This window comes from uncultured Aureimonas sp. (assembly GCF_913775355.1).
Classification (GTDB): Bacteria; Pseudomonadota; Alphaproteobacteria; order Rhizobiales; family Rhizobiaceae; genus Aureimonas.
In genome coordinates this window covers 42,592-61,106 of the sequence record NZ_CAJYIU010000107.1, presented here as the reverse complement: position 1 = coordinate 61,106, position 18,515 = coordinate 42,592, and the positions used below count along the sequence as shown (strand labels likewise).

Annotated in this window: 16 protein-coding genes; 7 read left to right on the top strand and 9 right to left on the bottom strand. The window is 66.3% G+C overall.

Features of this window, described 5'->3' with window-relative positions; all coding sequences use genetic code 11:
* The first annotated feature begins 704 nt into the window (after positions 1-704).
* Positions 705-1,688 (top strand): SMP-30/gluconolactonase/LRE family protein, encoded by a 984-nt coding sequence (locus QZ753_RS07765; protein ID WP_294642509.1) that lies wholly within the window; start codon positions 705-707, stop codon positions 1,686-1,688.
* A gap of 31 nt (positions 1,689-1,719) precedes the next feature.
* Entirely contained in the window at positions 1,720-2,916 is a 1,197-nt protein-coding gene (locus tag QZ753_RS07760) for an L-dopachrome tautomerase-related protein (RefSeq protein WP_294642507.1), read from the top strand.
* A gap of 104 nt (positions 2,917-3,020) precedes the next feature.
* Here QZ753_RS07760 and QZ753_RS07755 read toward each other — a convergent pair whose 3' ends face one another.
* The 9 genes from QZ753_RS07755 to QZ753_RS07715 all read right to left on the bottom strand — a co-directional run bounded on the left by QZ753_RS07755 (position 3,021) and on the right by QZ753_RS07715 (position 12,730).
* Positions 3,021-4,145, bottom strand: a complete 1,125-nt coding sequence (locus tag QZ753_RS07755; RefSeq protein ID WP_294642506.1) for an epoxide hydrolase family protein — start codon at positions 4,143-4,145, stop codon at positions 3,021-3,023.
* 11 nt (positions 4,146-4,156) lie between these two features.
* Positions 4,157-4,669: a hypothetical protein gene (locus QZ753_RS07750; protein WP_294642504.1), complete on the bottom strand. Its 513-nt coding sequence runs from the start codon at positions 4,667-4,669 to the stop codon at positions 4,157-4,159.
* A complete protein-coding gene (locus QZ753_RS07745) occupies positions 4,666-5,760 on the bottom strand; it encodes a catalase family protein (protein ID WP_294642502.1) in 1,095 nt (364 codons plus the stop codon). The genes QZ753_RS07750 and QZ753_RS07745 overlap by 4 nt, the downstream gene beginning before the upstream one ends.
* Before the next feature lie 141 nt (positions 5,761-5,901).
* Positions 5,902-6,672 carry an SDR family NAD(P)-dependent oxidoreductase gene (locus tag QZ753_RS07740; protein WP_294642500.1) on the bottom strand — a complete coding sequence of 257 codons (771 nt, stop codon included), beginning with the start codon at positions 6,670-6,672 and terminating at the stop codon, positions 5,902-5,904.
* Positions 6,672-7,241: a type 1 glutamine amidotransferase domain-containing protein gene (locus tag QZ753_RS07735; RefSeq protein ID WP_294642499.1), complete on the bottom strand. Its 570-nt coding sequence runs from the start codon at positions 7,239-7,241 to the stop codon at positions 6,672-6,674. Before QZ753_RS07735 ends, QZ753_RS07740 begins: the two co-directional genes overlap by 1 nt.
* A gap of 140 nt (positions 7,242-7,381) precedes the next feature.
* A complete protein-coding gene (locus QZ753_RS07730; protein ID WP_294642497.1) occupies positions 7,382-8,470 on the bottom strand; it encodes a catalase family protein in 1,089 nt (362 codons plus the stop codon).
* A gap of 172 nt (positions 8,471-8,642) precedes the next feature.
* Positions 8,643-11,018, bottom strand: a complete 2,376-nt coding sequence (locus QZ753_RS07725) for a hybrid sensor histidine kinase/response regulator (RefSeq protein WP_294642495.1) — start codon at positions 11,016-11,018, stop codon at positions 8,643-8,645.
* A gap of 195 nt (positions 11,019-11,213) precedes the next feature.
* A complete protein-coding gene (locus QZ753_RS07720) occupies positions 11,214-11,606 on the bottom strand; it encodes a response regulator (RefSeq protein WP_294642493.1) in 393 nt (130 codons plus the stop codon).
* On the bottom strand, positions 11,606-12,730 hold the full coding sequence (locus QZ753_RS07715; protein WP_294642491.1) for a sensor histidine kinase: 1,125 nt from the start codon (positions 12,728-12,730) through the stop codon (positions 11,606-11,608). Before QZ753_RS07715 ends, QZ753_RS07720 begins: the two co-directional genes overlap by 1 nt.
* Before the next feature lie 277 nt (positions 12,731-13,007).
* On the opposite strand from QZ753_RS07715, the gene QZ753_RS07710 reads away from it, so the two are divergent.
* From QZ753_RS07710 to QZ753_RS07690, 5 genes are all read left to right on the top strand, one after another.
* Positions 13,008-13,826 carry an alpha/beta hydrolase gene (locus tag QZ753_RS07710; protein ID WP_294642488.1) on the top strand — a complete coding sequence of 273 codons (819 nt, stop codon included), beginning with the start codon at positions 13,008-13,010 and terminating at the stop codon, positions 13,824-13,826.
* A 360-nt stretch (positions 13,827-14,186) separates the two neighbouring features.
* On the top strand, positions 14,187-16,412 hold the full coding sequence (locus tag QZ753_RS07705) for a PAS domain S-box protein (RefSeq protein ID WP_294642486.1): 2,226 nt from the start codon (positions 14,187-14,189) through the stop codon (positions 16,410-16,412).
* 14 nt (positions 16,413-16,426) lie between these two features.
* The gene (locus QZ753_RS07700; RefSeq protein WP_294642484.1) at positions 16,427-16,816 is read left to right on the top strand and encodes a response regulator; all 390 of its coding nucleotides are present in this window, start codon (positions 16,427-16,429) and stop codon (positions 16,814-16,816) included.
* A 25-nt stretch (positions 16,817-16,841) separates the two neighbouring features.
* On the top strand, positions 16,842-17,207 hold the full coding sequence (locus tag QZ753_RS07695) for a hypothetical protein (protein WP_294642481.1): 366 nt from the start codon (positions 16,842-16,844) through the stop codon (positions 17,205-17,207).
* 227 nt (positions 17,208-17,434) lie between these two features.
* The gene (locus QZ753_RS07690) at positions 17,435-18,466 is read left to right on the top strand and encodes a mechanosensitive ion channel family protein (RefSeq protein ID WP_294642480.1); all 1,032 of its coding nucleotides are present in this window, start codon (positions 17,435-17,437) and stop codon (positions 18,464-18,466) included.
* The last annotated feature ends 49 nt before the right edge of the window (positions 18,467-18,515 follow it).

The following is an 18,515-nucleotide window of genomic DNA, read 5'->3' as shown; positions in this document are numbered from 1 at the left end:
TGCGGCTCGACCAGCGGCTGCTCCTGACACGGGTCATTGTTGCTGGGCGCTCCTATGTTCTGTTCATAGGCGCCAATGATCTGAACCCAACCCCTGCGTCGTCAACGGGTTAGTCAAAAGCGGGCGGGTGACCACCCTGACGCGTCACCGAATCTCGCTCGGCGTCGCAAAGGTTCGCTCGATTCCGCCGGAAGTTCGCTCACCTCCGGCGGCGCCCGAACGGAAGTGTCACGGCGCCCAAAGGCCTGGGGCGTCACGGTATCTCGGATTCCGGCGCGGTAGTTCGGTCCAGCTACGCGGATAGTTCGGACAGCCCCTGCAAACGGGCTTGAAGGCGCCAAAAGCCGGCTCTCATGAGGGGCCGGCTTCTTCGTATGCTGTCTGTTGTGGCGCCCATCGTTCGCAGGCGAATAGGCTGCGAACAAGCGGGACGCTCTTGGATGTCCTATCAGGGTCCGCGCTGGTGGACCCCTCATCATATCAGGCGAGAGGTATCGAGGGACAAAGGAAGATCAGAGCCTGAGCGCAGACGGCGTCGAAGGTTCATTTCTCTCCAGAAGACAAGGAGTCGTTGTCTTCGCCCGTCACGGCCCTCTCACCATCGGTCATCGTGTTGCAGAGCTGCGCGGGTCGCCCGATCCGGAAGGGGGATCGAAACGTCCTCGTTCTCCGTTTGCCCGATCGACGAAGCAGCGAGGTGAGAGATGTACGACGGTGGCCGGCGCGGTCTTCTTAAGGCAGGCCTTTCGATCCTCGTCTCGGCGTCCCTCGGGCGCCACGCGGCGGCCGCCTCGTCCGTGCAGGGCATCGATCCGCGCTTCGGGCGCATCGTCGCTCCGGACGCCGCGCTGCGCACGCTCTACAACGGCGGGCGATGGTGCGAGGGCCTCTGCTGGAGCCCGAGCCGAGGCGGGCTGGTGTTCAGCGATACGCGGTCCAATCGCCTGTCTCTCCTGCGCGACGACGGATCGGTAACGACCTTGAGAGACCCGTCCGACAATGCAAACGGCAACGTGCTCGACGCTGGGGGGCGGCTCGTCACCTGCGAGCACCGGACCCGGCGCGTCACGCGCGAGGAGCCGGACGGACGCCTCACCGTGCTCGCCGACCGCTTCGAGGGCAAGCGGCTCAATTCGCCGAACGACGCAGCCTTGGCCCCGGATGGCGCGATCTGGTTCACCGATCCGGTGTTCGGCATCCGCCAGCCCGACGAGGGCCTGATGGCCGAACCGGAGCAAGATGCTCGGCGGGTCTACCGCATCGATCCTTCGGGGCGCGTGGACGCCATGATCGCTACGCTGGACCAGCCGAACGGGCTCGCTTTTTCGCCCGATGGCCGGACGCTCTATGTCGCCGACTCCGGCGCGGCGCTGAACCCGGAGGGGGCAGCCGAAATCCTTGCCTTCCCCGTCGCAGGCGGCGGACAGGTCGGCACAGGCCGGCGGTTCGCCGCCGTGACGAGCGGTGTTCCCGATGGTCTCTGCGTCGATGCCGAAGGCCGCGTCTACGCCGCCTGCGAGGACGGCGTGCACATTCACGAAGCCGACGGCACCCGGCTCGGGCGCATCGCCACGCCCGGCCCCGCAGCCAACGTCGCCTTCGGTGGACCCGAGGGACGACGACTGTTCATCGCCGCCGGCCCGGCCATCCATGCCATAGACCTGCGAACCCGCGGCCTCGGCTTCTGATCCCTCCGCCTGCCCGAAAAGGCCTCTCGCCATGCTCGCCCGCCGCCGCTTCCTCGCCTCGACGCTCACCGCCCTGGCCGCCCTCCCCTTTGCGGCACGGGCCGCCGCTGCGCAGGCCTCGCCGGCTCCGGCAGCCTCGTCCAGCGAAACGGCCGACACGGCGCGGGAGGTCGGCACGATGGAACTCGCCCTTCTCGCCGATGCCCCCTCGACGCCGACCGGTCTCGCCATCTCCGCTCGTGGCCGCGTCTTCGTCATGATGCCGCGCTTCACCGGCGACGAGCCCTACACGCTGGGCGAAGTCGCGCCGGACGGCTCGGTGACGCCCTATCCCGATGCGGCGTCGAACCGACCGGACCCCGAGCGGGCGCAGGCGACCTTCTTCCATGTGCCGAACGGCGTCTTCGATCGCGACGACCGGCTGTGGCTGCTGGATGCCGGGCTGCCGCAAGGCTCCGGCTCGCCGGTCGCCGGCGCCGCGAAGCTCGTGCAGATCGACATCGAGACCGGCACGGTGCTCAAGATCGTGCCGCTCGATCCAGGCGTCGAGCCCACCTCGTCGCTGAACGACCTTCGCATCGACATCGCCGACGGACGCGCCCGCGCCTTCGTCACCGACCAGGGCCAGGACGGGCAAGGTGCGGTCCTGGCCGTCGATCTCGACACGGGGCGTGTCGTGCGGCGCCTCGGCGAGCACGCCAGCACGCGGTCGCAGAAGGGCGTCGCCAAGTTCGTCGAGCATCGCCCGGTGATGCGCACCAGCGGGTCGGGCAAGCCGACGCATGTCCAAGGCGGGGCAAATGGCATCGCGCTGGGACCCGGCGGTCACCGCCTCTACTACGCGCCCCTGATGGGACGGCGCCTCTACGCCGTGGACGCAGCAAGCCTCCTCGACACCGCGAAATCCGACGCCGACATCGCGGCAGGGGTGGAGGATCTCGGCGAGAAGGGCCTGACGGGCGGGCTGGGCGCCGACGCGCAGGACCGGATCTACCTGACGCTTCAGGAGCAGAACGCCATCGGACGCCGCCATCCCGGCGGCACCCTGGAGACGATCGCCTCCGACCCGCGGCTGATCTGGGCCGATACGATCGTGATCACGGCGGACGGCTGGCTCTACGTCTCAGCGGCACAGGTCAATCGCCGACCCGAATACAACGGTGGCGCCGACCTTCAGAAGCCGCCCTACGCCGTGCTTCGCGTGCGCATCGACGCCGGACCCGCGTGAGGATCGACAAGCGCGGGTCGTCTCGTTTTCCAAGATCGACGTCCCCTCGTCCGGCAGGCTGCCCGACGGGAAGACACGGTTTTCGCCTCGCCCGAGCCTCGCGGTCAGGCAGCCTCGCGAGCCCACTCCCGGAGATCGCCGACCAGAAGCTCCGGTGCTTCCAGCGCCGAGAAATGCCCGCCATGGGCCATCGCGGTCCAGCGGGTGATCGCGGCATAGCCCTTCTCCGCCTGGGATCGCGGCGGCCAGGGATGGAGCGGGTCCGGGAACCGGGCGAAGGCGGTGGGCACCTCGATCCGGCGCCCCTCGGGCAAGGTCCGAAGCTTCGCCTCCTGGGCGGCGGAGTAGAAGCGGATCGAGGAGGGGAACGCCCCGGTCATGACGTAGATCATGATCGTGTCGAGGAGTTCGTCCCGGTCGAACACGTCCTCGAAGCAACGCTCCCGCAGGTCGGCCCAGTCATGGTAGCGCTCGAGGATCCAGGCTGCCTGAGCCACGGGATCGTCGCCGACCACCCAGGACAGGCTCTGCGGCTTCGAGCCCTGAAGGTGGCGGTAGCCGCCCTTCTCCCGCTCGATCCCCTCCATCGCCTTCGCCCAGGCCATTTCCTCCGCGCTTTCGGGGGGCGCGGCCGGTGCGGGGAACATCATCGTGAGGTGGATGGCGTGGAGGCTCCCCGGTCGCTCCAGGGCCAGGAGGCCTGTCACCAGCGCGCCCCAGTCGCCGCCATGGGCGTGGTAGCGGGCGTAGCCGAGGACGTTCCGCATCAGCCGATCGAAGAGCAGCGCGGTCTGCCGCTGGTCCACGGTCTTCTCCGGCTTGGCGGAGAAGCCGAAGTTCGGGAGCGAGGGCACCACGACATCGAAGGCGTCCTCCGCCCGGCCGCCGTGGCGGGAGGGGAAGGCCAGCGGCTCGATGACCTTCCAGAACTCGCGGTGCGAGCCCGGCCAGCCGTGCGTCATCAGGAGCGGACGACGCCCCTCGGCTTCGCCGACGACATGGACGAAGTGGAGGTCCACCCCGTCCACCTCGGCCGTGAACTGCGGAAAGCGGTTGAGGCGATCGACGGCGGCACGCCAGTCGTAGCGCTCCGTCCAGGTACGGCAGAAGTCCTGGAGGAAGGCGGCGTCGCAGCCGTAGCGCCAGCCCTCGCCCTTCGGCACGGGCGGGAAACGATAGGCTCGCACGCGTGCCAGCACGTCCTCCACCTCGGCGGCGGACCAATTCATCTGGAAGGGCGTCATCCCTGTAGACCTCGCGCGACCCTGTTGCGGAGCGTCCGGGCGTGGTGCGTGCGGCGGCTCGCCAGCTTCGCCGCGCCCGCAGTGATCAGTCCGAACAGGAGGTGATTCGCTGTGTGCATGGCGATGGTCGCGGCGTTGGACTGCCATTCCGGCTTCTTCACCCCCAGCAGGGGACCCGCGATCCAGTGCATGACGGCGTAGAAGGACAGGCCGAACAGGATGCCCGACCGCAGGACGTCGGTATCCTCGTCGGTGGCAGCGGCGTAGACGGCGCCGGCCGCGGCCGACAGGAGCAGATGCCCGCCCTGGATCACCGCCTGCTCCCCTGTGCCGGGGAGACGGCCGTCCTCAGGTACGTCCAGCCCCAGCCTTGCGGCGCTCGCCCGCTCCAGCGACGCGAGTTCGGAGGGCTGGCCGCTCTTCCTCTCGCCGGACACCAGTATGGCCGTAATGCCGAGGCCTGCGACCACTCCGCCGGCGACGGCGCCGAAGAGGCGTGCGCCACTCATGCGCCGGCCTTCGGTGCGCCCGACGGCTCGTGCATCGGGCAGCCATTGAAGCGCTCGCGGAAATCCGCCGAATGCTGGTAGGGCGCCTTGCGGGCCCGGTTGATGTTGCCGAGCGGCTGATGGGCGGCGAGCCCCGTCCAGATGCTGAACCGCATCTCCTCGTCGACCGCCTGAACCTTGGGCGCTGCCCACGTGTCCTGCGGCGCCGCGGTGATCGTGGCCACCGTCCGGAATGGCGCCTCGTCCTCCTTCCACTCGACGGTCGGATCCTCGACGGGCTGCTTCTCCAGATCCCGGCAGAGCTGAACACGGAGTTCCCAGACGCCCTGGATCGCCTCCATCTCCGACTGCACCGTCTCGCGGATGGCGTTCTCGCGGCCGCTGGCGTCGATCTCGATTCTCGTCAGCGCCGTCAGGCCGGAAGACACGGGGACGACGCTGAACTTGGCGATGTAGTCGCCGTAGCGGAACGGGGTGACGCTGAAATAGGTCTCGCCGAGCGGATCGACGTTGGGCGCGCCGCCCATGGACTGAATCGTCGAGCTCTCGATGCCGACGGCTTCCAACGCCGTGTTGACGGTGCGCAGCACGCTCGACATCACCGTCTTCGTGCCCTCCAGCCGGTCGGTGGTCTTGGCCAGCATCTTGAGGCTGCCGTGGAAGTCCTCGGCGGTCTTGGCCTGGAAGACCGGGCCGTTGACCATGATGAAGTCCTGCGTCGTGCCCTTGGCGCCGGGCAGGCGCTCGCCCTCGACATCCAGCACCTTCAGCGCCAGCCCACGCGGCAGCGAGATCGCGTCGGGCAGGATGTCGCCGGCATTGGTCGACAGGCGCATGTAGACCTTGTGCTCGCCGGGCTTGGCGAAGAGGCCTTGCGCGAGTTCTGGCGGCAGGTTGTCCTCGACCCGCAGCGTCCCCTCGATGATGCCGTGCGCCTTGGCGTGGACGGACCGCACGGCGTGGCCGTAGTCCTTGGCCGTCGTCTCCAGGATCGTGTCGAAGGTCTCGTTCAGCTCGGCGATCGTCTTCTCTTCATCGGGCTGGATCTCCTCGACGGACGGCGAGAAGCGAACGGGGACAGGGAGCGTCATTTCTGGAACCTTTCGAAAAGACCGAAGGCTTAAAGGCCCGGCCTCCAGCGGCGTTCCGACGCAGCGCTAAGATTTACGTGCCCGCCGAGCGGTCCCGACGTTCGGGCAGGAGCGGCGGATGCCGGCCCCTGCCCGCCCGCGTCAGCTCAGCGCCGGCTGGCCGTTCGAGGCCGAGAGGCCGCCATCAACTGGCAGGTTCACGCCGGTGACGTAACGGGCGTCCTCGCTGGCGAGGAAGGCGATCACACCGGAGATGTCGTCGACTTCGGCACCGCGCCCCATGGGGATGCGCTCCTCGAACTTCGCGATCAGCGCCGGCTGGTCCTTCATGCCTGCGGTGAACGGTGTGTAGGTCAGCGACGGGTTCACCGCGTTCACCCGCACGCCGTTCTTGGCCTCGTCCATCGCGAAGGCCCGCGTGAAGTTGGTGACGGCACCCTTGGCCGCGCAGTAGGCGGCGTGGTTCCAGTCGCCACCGAGTCCTGAGGCCGAGGACACGTTGATGACCGCGCCCTTCGTCTTCCGGAGCTCGGCGATGACGGCCCGGCTCATGTGGACGACACCGTAGAGATCCGTCTCGATCACCTTCGTGAAGTCCGTGAACGGCCCCTCGTCGATCCGGCTTAGGTGGTCGACGCCGGCATCGTTGACGAGGACATCGATCCGGCCGAACCGCTCCACCGCGAAGGCGACGAGCGCCTCGCGAGCGGTGCCGTCCGAGACGTCCGTCTCGCGGGGGGCAGCCCGCTCGCCGATCTCGCCGGATACCCGCTTCAGGCCTTCCGCATCCTTGTCGGCGAGCACGACGGACGCACCCTCGGAGGCGAAGCGCTTGGCCGCGGCCTCGCCGATGCCGGACGCGGCGCCCGTCACGACCACGACCTTGCCTTCGAACCTCGACACGGCGGCCATCACGCCCTCCTCGCCTGGGCCGGATGGCGGCCTTCGGCGAACTCCTCGACGATCGTAGCGCAGAAGGCCGGCAGATCGTCCGGGTTGCGGCTCGTGACGAGGCCCTGGTCGGTGACCACCTCCCGGTCGACGAAGGTGCCGCCAGCGTTCTCTATGTCGGTCTTCAGCGTCGGGTAGGCTGTGAGCGTTCGACCCTTGACGACGCCGGCCTCCACCAGAACCCAAGGGCCGTGGCAGATCACGCCGACGGGCTTGGCTTCGGCGAAGAAATCGCGAACGAACGCGACGACCCTGGCATCGGAGCGCAGCGTATCGGCGCCGACGCATCCGCCGGGAACGACGAGCCCGTCGAAGTCGGACGCCGACACTTCGTCGATCGCCTTGTCGACGGCATAGGTCGAGCCGGGGTCGAGGTCGTTGTTGACGGTCTTGGCGTCCGCCTTCTTCAGGCTGATCACGGTAACGGTCGCCCCGGCCGCCTCGACGGCTGCCTTCGGCTTGGCGAACTCGGGGTCCTCGGTGCCGCGCGGCGAGATGAGGATGGCGATCCTACGGTTGGTCAGTGTCATGGACGTCCTTGTGAAACTCGGTCATCGACGCGATGCCGCTGGCGAACGCGCCCGCGGCGTCATTGGGCTTGGCGAACGGGTCCGCGGTGATCGAGTTCCCGGACGACCACCGCGGGAGCTGCGGATCACCGGCTTGGACGTCAGCGCGGGATGTCACCGATGCCGGCCGGATCGACCGCCGGGATGCCGTTCTCGCGGTGACGGAAGTCGGACAGCGCGGCGTAGACCTGCAAGCGTGCTCGCATGACCGATCCGAGCGGGCGATGCTCGGCAAGGCTGTGGGCAGGACGGAACGTCATCTCCTCGTCGAAGAAGCGCTGTCGATCGGCGCTGTAGGCATCCTGTGCCGGAAACCGGATCGTCGCGATCGTCCGGTAAGGGCTTTCCTCCTCCGACCATTCTACCGAGGCATCCTCGATCGGCTGGGTCTGCTCGTCGGTCCAGAGCTGCGCCTTGAGTTCGAAGACGATCTCGTTCGTGCGGAAGAGATCGACGGCGGCATGTCGAAAGCCGTCCTCGTCCGCCTTCGGGTCGAGCCGCCAATCCTTCAGCCCCGCCTGAGCGGCCGAAGCGGGAAAGGCGCCGATCTTGGCGACATAGCCGCCGAAGCGGACGGGAGCTTGGCTGTAATAGGGCTCGGCCAGGGGGTGCGAGAACGGATGGCCGAAGAAGTCGGCCTTGGCACTCTCGGTGCCGAACGCGTGGAGCAGCCGGTTGAAGTTGCGGGCGGCGGACGCGACGGCGCTCTTGGCGACCTCCGGCAGCCCGGCGGACTTGCCGATGACGCTCCCGTCGCGCAGGAACCCTTCCGCCGTGCCGGAGGGAAACGTGGTGCCGCTCGCCAGGACGAAGTCCTGGGTGTCGGTATGGTGCCCGGGCAGCCTTTCGCCCGGCACGTCGAAGACCTTGATCGACATGCCGCGATGCGTCGACACCCGGTCCCCCAGCCGCTCGCCCGGCCCCTGCGCGAAGCGCACGGCGACGGGATGCGTGCCGGGGCTGGCGAAGAGGCCCTGCGCGAGTTCGGGCGGCAGGCTGTCATGGATCTCGAGTGTGCCCGTGACGAGCGCGGTGGATTTGGCATGGCTCGCCCGGACGGCGTGATGCTCGCGCTTCTCGACGGTGCGGCTCTGCTCCGTCATGCCTTGGACGATCCCGTCGATCGTCGTCTGCTCGTCGGCGCTCGGCTGCTCGATGTCCGGCCGGTAGGCTAGCGGCGCTTGTGACATGACTGGTCCCCTCGGCGCCCGGTTTAGAAAGGCGTGGGCGTGGAGCCAAAAGGATCGCGCACGAGGAGAGTTCCGCAGCAGGCCCGACGCATTGTTCAGCCGCCGCGTGGAAATCCACGTGCAAGGGCCCGGCAAACGGACAAAAGACGCCGTTTTACCGGTGTTGGAGCGCCTATTCCGAAACGATCTCCTGGATCCGTTTGGCGAGAACGGCCATGTCGAACGGCTTGGTGACGACCTGCATGCCGGGATCGAGATGGCCATGGTTGAGAACGGCGGTTTCGGCATAGCCCGTGATGAACAGTACCTTCAGGCCTGGCCTCAGTTGCCGAGCCGCGTCCGCAACCTGCCGGCCGTTCATCCCCTTCGGCAATCCGACGTCCGTGACGAGGAGGTCGATGCGAGTATCGGAGCGCAACACCTTCAGCCCCGCCGGGCCGTCGTCCGCCTCGATCGCCCGGTATCCCAGGTCTTCCAGAACATCGACGACGAGCATTCGCACGAGCGGCTCGTCGTCGATCACCAGCACCGTGCCGCCAACCGCCGCCTGCGGTCCGGCATCCTCGGCCGCCGTAAGGTCCACGGCGGCTTCCGCTGTTCCGTGTCTGGGAAGAAGCATCGTCACGGTCGTGCCCCGGCCGACTTCGGAATGAATGCGCACTTGTCCGTTCGACTGCTTGGCGAAGCCGTAGATCATCGACAGGCCAAGCCCCGTCCCCACGCCGATCGGCTTGGTCGTGAAGAACGGCTCGAACACGCGCTCCATGACGTCGGACGACATGCCGACCCCATCGTCGGACACCGACAGCGATACGTAGTCCCCCGGCGGAAGATCGCGTCCGGCGGCCGAGCGCTCGTCCAACGACCGGTTTCCCGTTTCCACAACGATCCGCCCGCCGTCCGGCATCGCATCTCTTGCGTTGATGCACAGGTTGAGGAGCGCGTTCTCCAACTGGTTGGGATCCACGAGCGTCGACCACAGGTCCGGCGTCGCGTGGAATTCGACGGCGATCTCGGGACCGACGGTCCTGCGAACCATGTCCGCCATTCCCGCCACCAGCCTGTCGACATCGGTCGCCTTGGGCTCCAGCGTCTGGCGCCGGGAGAAGGCGAGCAGACGATGCGTCAGGGCCGCCGCCCGCCTGGCCGCGCCCTGCGCGCCCATCATGTAACGATCGAGCTCGCCGAGCCGTCCCTGGTGAATCCGCGTCTGCATCATGTCGAGGCTGCCCGAGATGCCGGCCAGGAGATTGTTAAAGTCGTGCGCGAGACCACCCGTCAACTGCCCGACCGCTTCCATCTTCTGGCTCTGCCGAAGCGCCTCCTCGGTCGCGGCCAGGGCCTCGGCGCGTTCGATATCGAGGGTCACGTCGCGGCCTATGGCGTTGATCACGCCTTCGCCGGGACGGGTCGACCAACTGATCCAGCGATAGGTGCCGTCCTCCCTGCGGTACCTGTTCTGGAAGCGGGCATGACCGGTTCCCTCCGACAGCTCCCTCGCGCCTGTGAGCGTATGGGCGAGGTCGTCGGGATGGATGAAGTCGAAGAGGCTGGCGCCGACCAGCTCGTCCTCGCTCCAGCCAAGCACCTCGGTCCAGGCCGGGTTGACGGCCGTCATGATCCCCTCAAAGGTCGCTCGAAGCATGAGGTCGGACGTCAGTTGCCACAGCGCGTTGCGGTCGGCCGTGCGCTCGCGGACCTGTTCCTCGAGGCTCGCCGCGAACCGCTCGATCTTCTCGGCCTGCCTGCGGCGCTGGTCGATATCGGTGTTGGTGCCGACCCACTGGACGATCGCGCCGTCGTCGCCCCGCACCGGTTCCGCCCGCACGAGAAACCAACGGTAAGTCCCGTCGGCTCGCCGGATGCGGAACTCGATCTCGTAGAGTTGCCCCGTCGCCAGGGAGCGGGACCATGCCTCCCCTGCTGCCGAAAGATCGTCGGGATGCACGATGCGACCCCATTGCGTGGTCCCGTCGAGGCTTCCCCTTTCATCTCCCGTGTAGGCGTAGACCTGCTCGTTGAACCAATACAGGTTGCCGTCGGGGCGCGACGCCCAGACCTGGTTCGGCACGGCCTGGGCAAAGGCGCGGAACTGGGCCTCGCTGTCGCGCAGGGCCTGGTCGCCGCGAACGCGTTCCGTGGTCTCGTTGGTGAAGATGAAGAGACCCGCGACGCGGCCCTGCGAATCGAGTACCCGCGAGTAGGAGAACGTCCACCACGTATCCTGGACCCCGCGATCGGTGTCGAGCTTCCACGGCAGATCGACGAAGCGCCGGCTGCGTCCGGCAAACGCCTCGTCGATGATCGGCTTGGCCTGCTCCCAGCCGTCGGCCCAGACCTTATCGAAGCGTTCGCCCATCGCCCAAGGAAGCCGCGGCCCCAGGAGCGGAAAGTAGGTCTCGTTGAAGAAGAAGCTGAGGTCCGGGCCCCAGGCAAGGATCATCGACTCCGGGGAGTTCAGCATGAGGCTGATCGCCGAGCGCAGTTCCGGCGGCCACCGCTCCGGGGGACCCAGCGGATGGCCCGTCCAGTCGCGTTCGCGGATCATGCGGGACGCCTCCCCGCCCCCGTCGAGAAAGGCGGACGCCGTAGAAGTGACCTCCGCCGCGTGACGGCCTTCGAGGTTGTCGGTGGTCAAGAGGACATCGCCCTCCGAACATGAATGACGGACTGGTAGCGGTCATCCTCGACCAGAACGGCCATGGAAAGTCCCACCTTCTCGCTTTTTTTCGATAGGCGCCCCTCAGACCGCCTGCGCCGCCGTTCCGCTGGACACGACCGAAGCCAGCGCCGCGAGAACGGCGCGCTGGGAGAACGGCTTGCCGACGAAGCCGACCGGCGCCCATTCGAGCGCGAGCGCCTGCATCTTCTCGTCGATGTTGCCGCTGACGAAGAGCGAGGGGATGTTCCACCGCTGCCGCAGCACCTTCGCCGTTTCCACGCCGCTCGTACCACGCGCGAGGTGGACGTCCATGATGGCGATGTCGATGCGCTGCCCATGTTTCTCGCACAGGGCGATGGCCTGGTGCATGTCCACGGCGTTGCCGATGACACGATACCCCGCGTCGGTCAGGATGTCTTCGAGGTCCATGGCAAGGAGCATCTCGTCCTCGACGATCATCACGGTCAGCGGCATCACACCTCCTCCTTCGGAAAGGTGACGGACACGCTGTAGCCGCGCTCGTCGATCTGCCTGTCGATCGTGCCGCCGAGCTGGCCGGCCATGGTATCGATCAGCCGGGTCCCAAGCCCACCCGTGGTCGTCGTGCTCGACATGCCGGTTCCCTCGTCGGATACCGACAATACGATCAGCCCGCCTTCCGAAGCCTTAAGCTTGAGGGTGACCGGACCGGGCCGCCCTGGGGGATACGCGTATTTCAGCACGTTCGTGATCAACTCGTTCACAATCAACGCGATCGGGATCGCGCGCTCGGTCTTCAGTTCGATGTGGTCGCACTCAACCGCGATGCGGTCCTGAAGTTCCGACCCGTCGACGAGGTCGGCGACCAGGCCGTCGAGGTAGCTCGGCATCTCCACGACCAGGGGGCTGGCCGACTTGTAGAGCCTTTCGTGGACGGAGGTGATCGCCTTCACACGCGTGATGGCCTGCTCGAACGCGACCTTCGTGGCCGCGTCCGTGACGCGGCGGCTTTGCAGGTTGAGGGCGCTCACGACGAGCTGCAGGCTGTTCTTGACGCGGTGGTTCACCTCGGCGAGCAGGATGTCCTTCTCGTCCAGAAGGGTTCGCTGGTACGTCACCGCTTCGGCCAGCGTTTCCTCGCGCTGCTTCAGCGTCCGCTCGCTCTCGACGCGGCCCGTCGTCTCCTGGCAGGCGCAGAACATGCCGGCGATCGCGCCGCTGTCGTCGTGGGCGGCGGAATAGGAGAACGTCCAGTAGGTCTGCTCGGGATAGCCGCTCCGGTGCATCACCAGCGGCAGGTCCTCCATCCAGGTCGCACGGCCCGCGAGCGCGCCCTCGACGAGCGGCAGGATGTCGACCCAGATGTCGCTCCAGACCTCGGAGAACGGGCGCCCGAGTGCCGTCGGCTCCTTGGCGCCGAGCATCGGTGCATAGGCGTCGTTGTAGAGGAAGATGAGATCCGGCCCCCAGGCGGCGAACATCGGAAACTTCGAGGACATCATGAGATCGAGGATCGTCCGCAACGCGGGCGGCCAGCCGTCGGGCGCACCGATCGCCGTCCCGCTCCAGTCGTGCGCCACGATCTGCTTGGCCATGCGCTGGTCGCTGTAACGGAACATGGCGGTATCTCTGGCTTGACAGCGGGCGGGGACGGACGATCGGCAGGAACATCCTTGGGCATTCGCCATGACCAAATCGAGGGGTCGTTGCAAGGTCAAAGTGCGGCGTCGGGGGAATGTCCGTCCAAGGAGCCGACAATGCTCGCTTGGGTTACGGCATGACCGCATGAGGCCAGTCGATTTCGCCATCCGTGGAAACGGACACTTCAGCTCTCGTCTTCGGAACAGGAGAAGTCCCGCCTGGGTTTGTCTGCGATCGAACCCAAGGAGTTCCCGCATGGCATACATCGAAGCGAAGGACGGCACCCAGTTGCACGTCAAGGACATGGGACAGGGCCGGCCGGTCGTTCTGATCCACGGCTGGCCGCTGACCGGAGACATGTTCGAGTACCAGACCGTGGCGCTGCTCGAAGCGAACTTCCGCGTGATCACCTATGACCGGCGCGGCTTCGGTCAGTCCGGCCACCCGGCAAGCGGCTACGACTACGACACGTTCGCCGACGATCTGGCAGCGGTGATCGAGGGGCTGGATCTGCAGAGCGTCTCGCTCGTCGGTTTCTCGATGGGTGGGGGCGAGATCGCCCGGTATCTCAGCCGTCACGGCGCCGGGCGTGTCGCCAAGGCCGTACTGGTCGCCTCGGTGGCAGGGTATCTTCTCAAGGACGAAAGCAATCCCGACGGCGTCGACGCGAGCGTCTTCGAGGACATGAAGCTGCAGATTCGCAAGGACCGCTTCGCCTTCCTTCAGAGCTTCGCCAAGACCTTCTACGGCGTCGGCTTCGTGACGAGCCCGGTCAGCCAGGGCGTTCTCGACTGGAGCTTCGTGCTTGGCGTCATGGCGAGCCCGAAGGCCACGATCGAGTGCGTGGATGCCTTCGGTCGCACCGACTTCCGTCCCGATTTCAAGAGCTTCACGATCCCGACGCTTGTCATCCACGGCACCGGCGACAAGACGGTGCCGATCGATGCGTCCGGGCGAGCCGCCGCCAAGGGGATCGCCGGTGCGCGGCTGATCGAATACGAGGGTGAGCCGCATGGCCTGTTCGCGACCGCTCCCGAGCGGTTGAACAGCGACCTCATCGCCTTCCTCAACTGAGACGCAAACGGCCGGCGTGCGGTGCGCGTCGGCTCCTCCCATTGAGGGCAGACCGACCCGCCTGAGCCGATGACGGATGCCTCGGCAGCATGGAGAGCCTTCGACAGCCGCCATGCACAGTGATCGACGGTCAGTCGAAACGTCGTGGCGCTCACTCGGCACCAAGCCTGCCGGCGGGCCGAGAGGATTTCCGCCCGTCCGAAGGCGATCCCGATTCAGGCCATGTTCGGATCGGATGCGAATTCGATCGTGAAGACGCTAGTCGTGCCCGACGGATTATCGCATTTTCCCGCCCGGATGCGTCGGCTTTCGGGTAGAAGCTGTCCAACTGGCAAACCTTCGTCTGGGTGAACTGCAACCATGGAAACGCTTCTACGCGAGGATTTGGAGGCTCGGGTCGAGCACCTGCAGGCGCAGGTCGACGAAGCCGAGCGGACCCGCCTGCGTGAAGCCGTCTTCGAAAGCGCTGTCGATTTCGGGATCGTGGTGACGGATCCGGCGGGCATCATCACCGATTGGAACCGCGGCGCCGAACGCACGATGGGTTGGTCGGCTCGGGAAATGATCGGCGAAACCGCCAACCGCTTCTTCACGCCGGAAGACCGCGCCAACGGCCGTATCGAGACGGAGATGTCGATCGCCTTGAGCGACGGAAGCGCCGCGGACGAGCGCTGGCATCTGCGCAAGGATGGATCCCGTTTCTGGGCCTCGGGCGAGATGATGCCGCTGCGGGACGACGACGGATCCCATAGAGGCTTCGTGAAGATCCTGCGTGACCGTACGGCGCAACGGATCGCGGGTGAGCGGTTGCGCGTCTCGGAGGAGCGGTTCAGGACGCTTCTCGAAACGATCGACACGGCGTTCGCCTTGGTCGAGGTCAAGTTCGACGCCGACGACAGGCCGGTGGACTATCGCTTCCTCGAGGCGAACCCCGCCTTCGAACGGCAGGCTGGCGTCAATCTTCGCGGCAAGTGGGTGACGGAGTTCGCGCCGAACCTGGAGCAGTTTTGGTTCGAGACCTACGGGCGTGTCGCATGGACGGGCGAGCCTGCGACCTTCGAAAGCTATGCCGAGGCCTTTGGTCGTTGGTTCGACGTTCGTGCCATTCGCGTGGGCAACCCGGCCGAGCGGCAGATCGCCATCTTCTTCAACGACGTGACGCCACGCAAGAACGCGGAAGCCGCCCTGCGCGCTAGCGAAGCAATCGCTCGCGAGAACATCGAGCGGGTCCGGTTGGCGCTCGGAGCGGGTGCGATCATCGGTACCTGGCACTGGGATATCCAGGCAGACCGCTTCACGATCGACGAACCCTTCGCGAAGGCGTTCGGCCTGGATCCGGCCCTGGGGCGCGACGGCATTCCGCTCGAGCAGATCGTCGAGACCGTGCATCCCGACGATCAGGACGCCCTTGCTGCTGCGATCAACGAGGCCATCGCTCGAGGTGGGGCCTATATCCACCAGTACCGCACACGGCGTGCGGACGGTCGCTACTACTGGCTCGAGGCGAATGGCCGGGTGGATCTCGCGGACGATGGGACGCCGACGAGCTTTCCAGGCGTCGTGATCGACATCGAGGAGCGCCGTGCCGTCGAAGCCGAGCGTGACCGCGCCGCTGCGATGTTGCGCGACAGCGAGCAGTTCCTGCGAAGCGTCCTTGCTTCTTCCAACGACTGCATCAAGGTCCTGGATATCGACGCCAACCTCGTCTTCATGAGCGAGGGCGGCCAGCGCGTCATGGAAGTGTCCGACTTCAACGCCATCGCCGGATGTCCGTGGCCCGACTTCTGGCAAGAGGAAGGCAACGTCGCCGCGAAGAACGCCGTCGCGGCTGCGCGGATGGGCGTGCCATCGGCCTTCCAGGGCTATGCCGAGACCCTCAAGGGGAACAGGCGATACTGGGATGTTCAGGTGTCCCCGATCCTCGGCGCGGATGGTAGGCCAGAGCGCATCCTCTCCGTCTCGCGAGACATCACGGCCCTCAAGGAGGCGGAGGAGGTTCGGACGGTTCTGGCTCAGGAACTCGCGCATCGAATGAAGAACACGCTCGCCATGGTGCAGGCCATCGCGACGCAGACGCTTCGTCAGGCGACCTCGATGGAAGAGGCGCGCAACGCCCTGTCGCATCGTCTCGGCGCCTTGGCTCGGGCGCAGGATATCCTGACACAGGCCGCGTCGACCGACGCCGACGCCCTTGAAGTGGTGGCTGCGGCGATCGCTCCTCACCAGACGGGAGACGGGCGCATCCACATAGACGGTGAGCGCCTCCTTCTGACGTCCCAGCAGGCCCTGGGCCTTTCGCTCGCCATCCACGAGTTGGCAACCAACGCCGCAAAGTATGGCGCATTGTCGAATGCGACGGGAACGGTGCGCGTGTCCTGGACGATCGTGGACGGTGCGTTCGTGTTCACCTGGATCGAAACGGGCGGACCGACCGTTAGCGCACCGGAACGACGCGGCTTCGGCTCTCGCCTGATCGAGCGGATCGTCGCGTCCTATTTCGACGGAGAGGGTCGCATCGATTTCGACCCGTCCGGCATCCGTTTCAAACTGACAGGCGCGTCCGACCGCCTTGATCTCGCGTCGTAAGGTGGGACGTCAACATGGCACAATCGTTCAACCCTGCACGTTACGCCGTCCTGGTCGTCGAGGACGATGCGCTGGTGCGCGCCGAGGCCGTCGACCTCTGTGAGGAGGCCGGCTTCACGGTCTACGAGGCGAGGAACGCGGATCAGGCGATCCGGCATCTCGAGCGCCACTCCGACATTCGCGTCCTGTTCACCGATGTGGAGATGCCCGGAACCATGGACGGGCTGAAACTCGCCCGTGCCGTTCGGGACCGCTGGCCGCCTGTCACCATCATGGTGACGTCGGGACGTGTGAAGGTGGGCAAGGAAGACCTGCCCGAGAATGGCCTGTTCTTCGCCAAGCCCTATCCGCCGGACGAGATCATTAAGGCGCTGAACGGCATCGCGGCGCAGATCGTCAATTGAGGCAGGGGACGGCGACGCTATAGGCATGAGCAACGCATTCTTCGATGACGCCGAGAACCGCGTCGTTCTCCAGATCTGCCGCACCTCACCTGGCTTCATACCGATCGTAATGGGCGGCATGTTGCATCCGGTTCGTGAAACCAGCAATGCGAATTACCCGGTTTCTGCGAACTTGTCCGCCGGGGACTATGTCCTCGGTCTGGAGGTCCTGGGATGCAAACTCGTCCGCAACGAGGTCGATGTCGTCGTAGTTCGAGAGCCCGCGTCGTTCGTTCGGGAAACTTGGCGTATTCGCGCTCGCCAGATCCAGGTGGTCATGACGGACGACTGGGAGGGCAGGCGCACTGACCTTTCCGACTACCTTCATGCACGACATGGAGAAAGAACATGACATCGGACGCCCCGTCGCGCTTCGAGATTTCCGACTACCTGTCGTCAGTACAGACCGAGGATCTAGCGTTCGATATCGGATAGCGGTCACCGAAGGAAATCCATGACCAGCGCTTGCCGTCAGGCTCGCGGCGCCAGTCCCAAGCGTCGATTTGGCCCATGCAGGAACGATGACGTCCCCTATCTGACGGTGACCGCCCTCCCGGTCCTGCTTTACTCGAGTCCTGCATGAGCCCAGCGTTCGCCCAAGCGACACCTGCCGCCGTCGATCCCGGTACCGCCGCCGATGCCATCGCCGCCAACGCGCCAGAGACCGTCGAACAGGCCGTACGAGTCGATCCCGCCTTCGTCCTCTCGAAGATCGAGACCTGGGTCGTCGGCTTCCAGCAGCTCCTGCCCAACATCGTGGTGGCGCTGGTCGTCTTCGCCATCGCCTTCGGCATCGGCTGGGCCATCGAGCGCTCGTTTCGGGCCTGGGCGGACAAGCACGCGCGGGCCAACCTCGGCGCCGTCCTCGGCTCGTTCCTGAAGTGGCTGGTGCTCCTGTTCGGCACGCTTCTCGCGCTGACCATCGTCATCCCCTCGCTCAACCCCGGCGACCTCCTCGCCGGCCTCGGCATCGGCTCGGTGGCGATCGGCTTCGCCTTCAAGGACATCCTCCAGAACTGGCTTGCAGGGCTCCTGATCCTGATCCAGCGCCCGTTCGAGGTCGGCGATCAGATCATCGTCGACGGGTTCGAGGGCACGGTGGAGTGGATCGAGACCCGTGCGACGATCATCATCCTGTTCGACGGGCGCCGGGTCATCATCCCGAACGCCAGCGTCTATTCGAGTTCCGTCACCGTCAACACGGCGCGTCCCCTGCGGCGCTCGCAGTACGATATCGGGATCGGCTACGGCGACGACATCGCCGAAGCCCGCGCTGCTATTCTGGAGGCGATCGGCAAGGTCGAGGCCGTGGTCTCGGAACCTGCGCCGGAGGTGATCGTGTTCGACCTTGCGGCCTCCAGCGTGAACCTGCGCGTGCGCTGGTGGACGCCGTCCAAGGGCTTCAACCTCGTGAAGGTGCAGGGCGAGGTGCTGGAGGGCGTCAAGCAGGCGCTCGACGCGAAGGGAATCGACATTCCCTATGCCACGCAGGTCATGTTGTTCCACGACCAGACGGAGGACGCGGACGGACATCGCGATGCCCAGCGCGAGGGGTGGCCACCGCGCAGGAGCCGACAGGATCGACCGGACAGTGGACGAAGGGACTGGTAGACCCCGGGACGAGTTAGGGTGCCGAACCAGACGCCAGCCAACGGAGAAG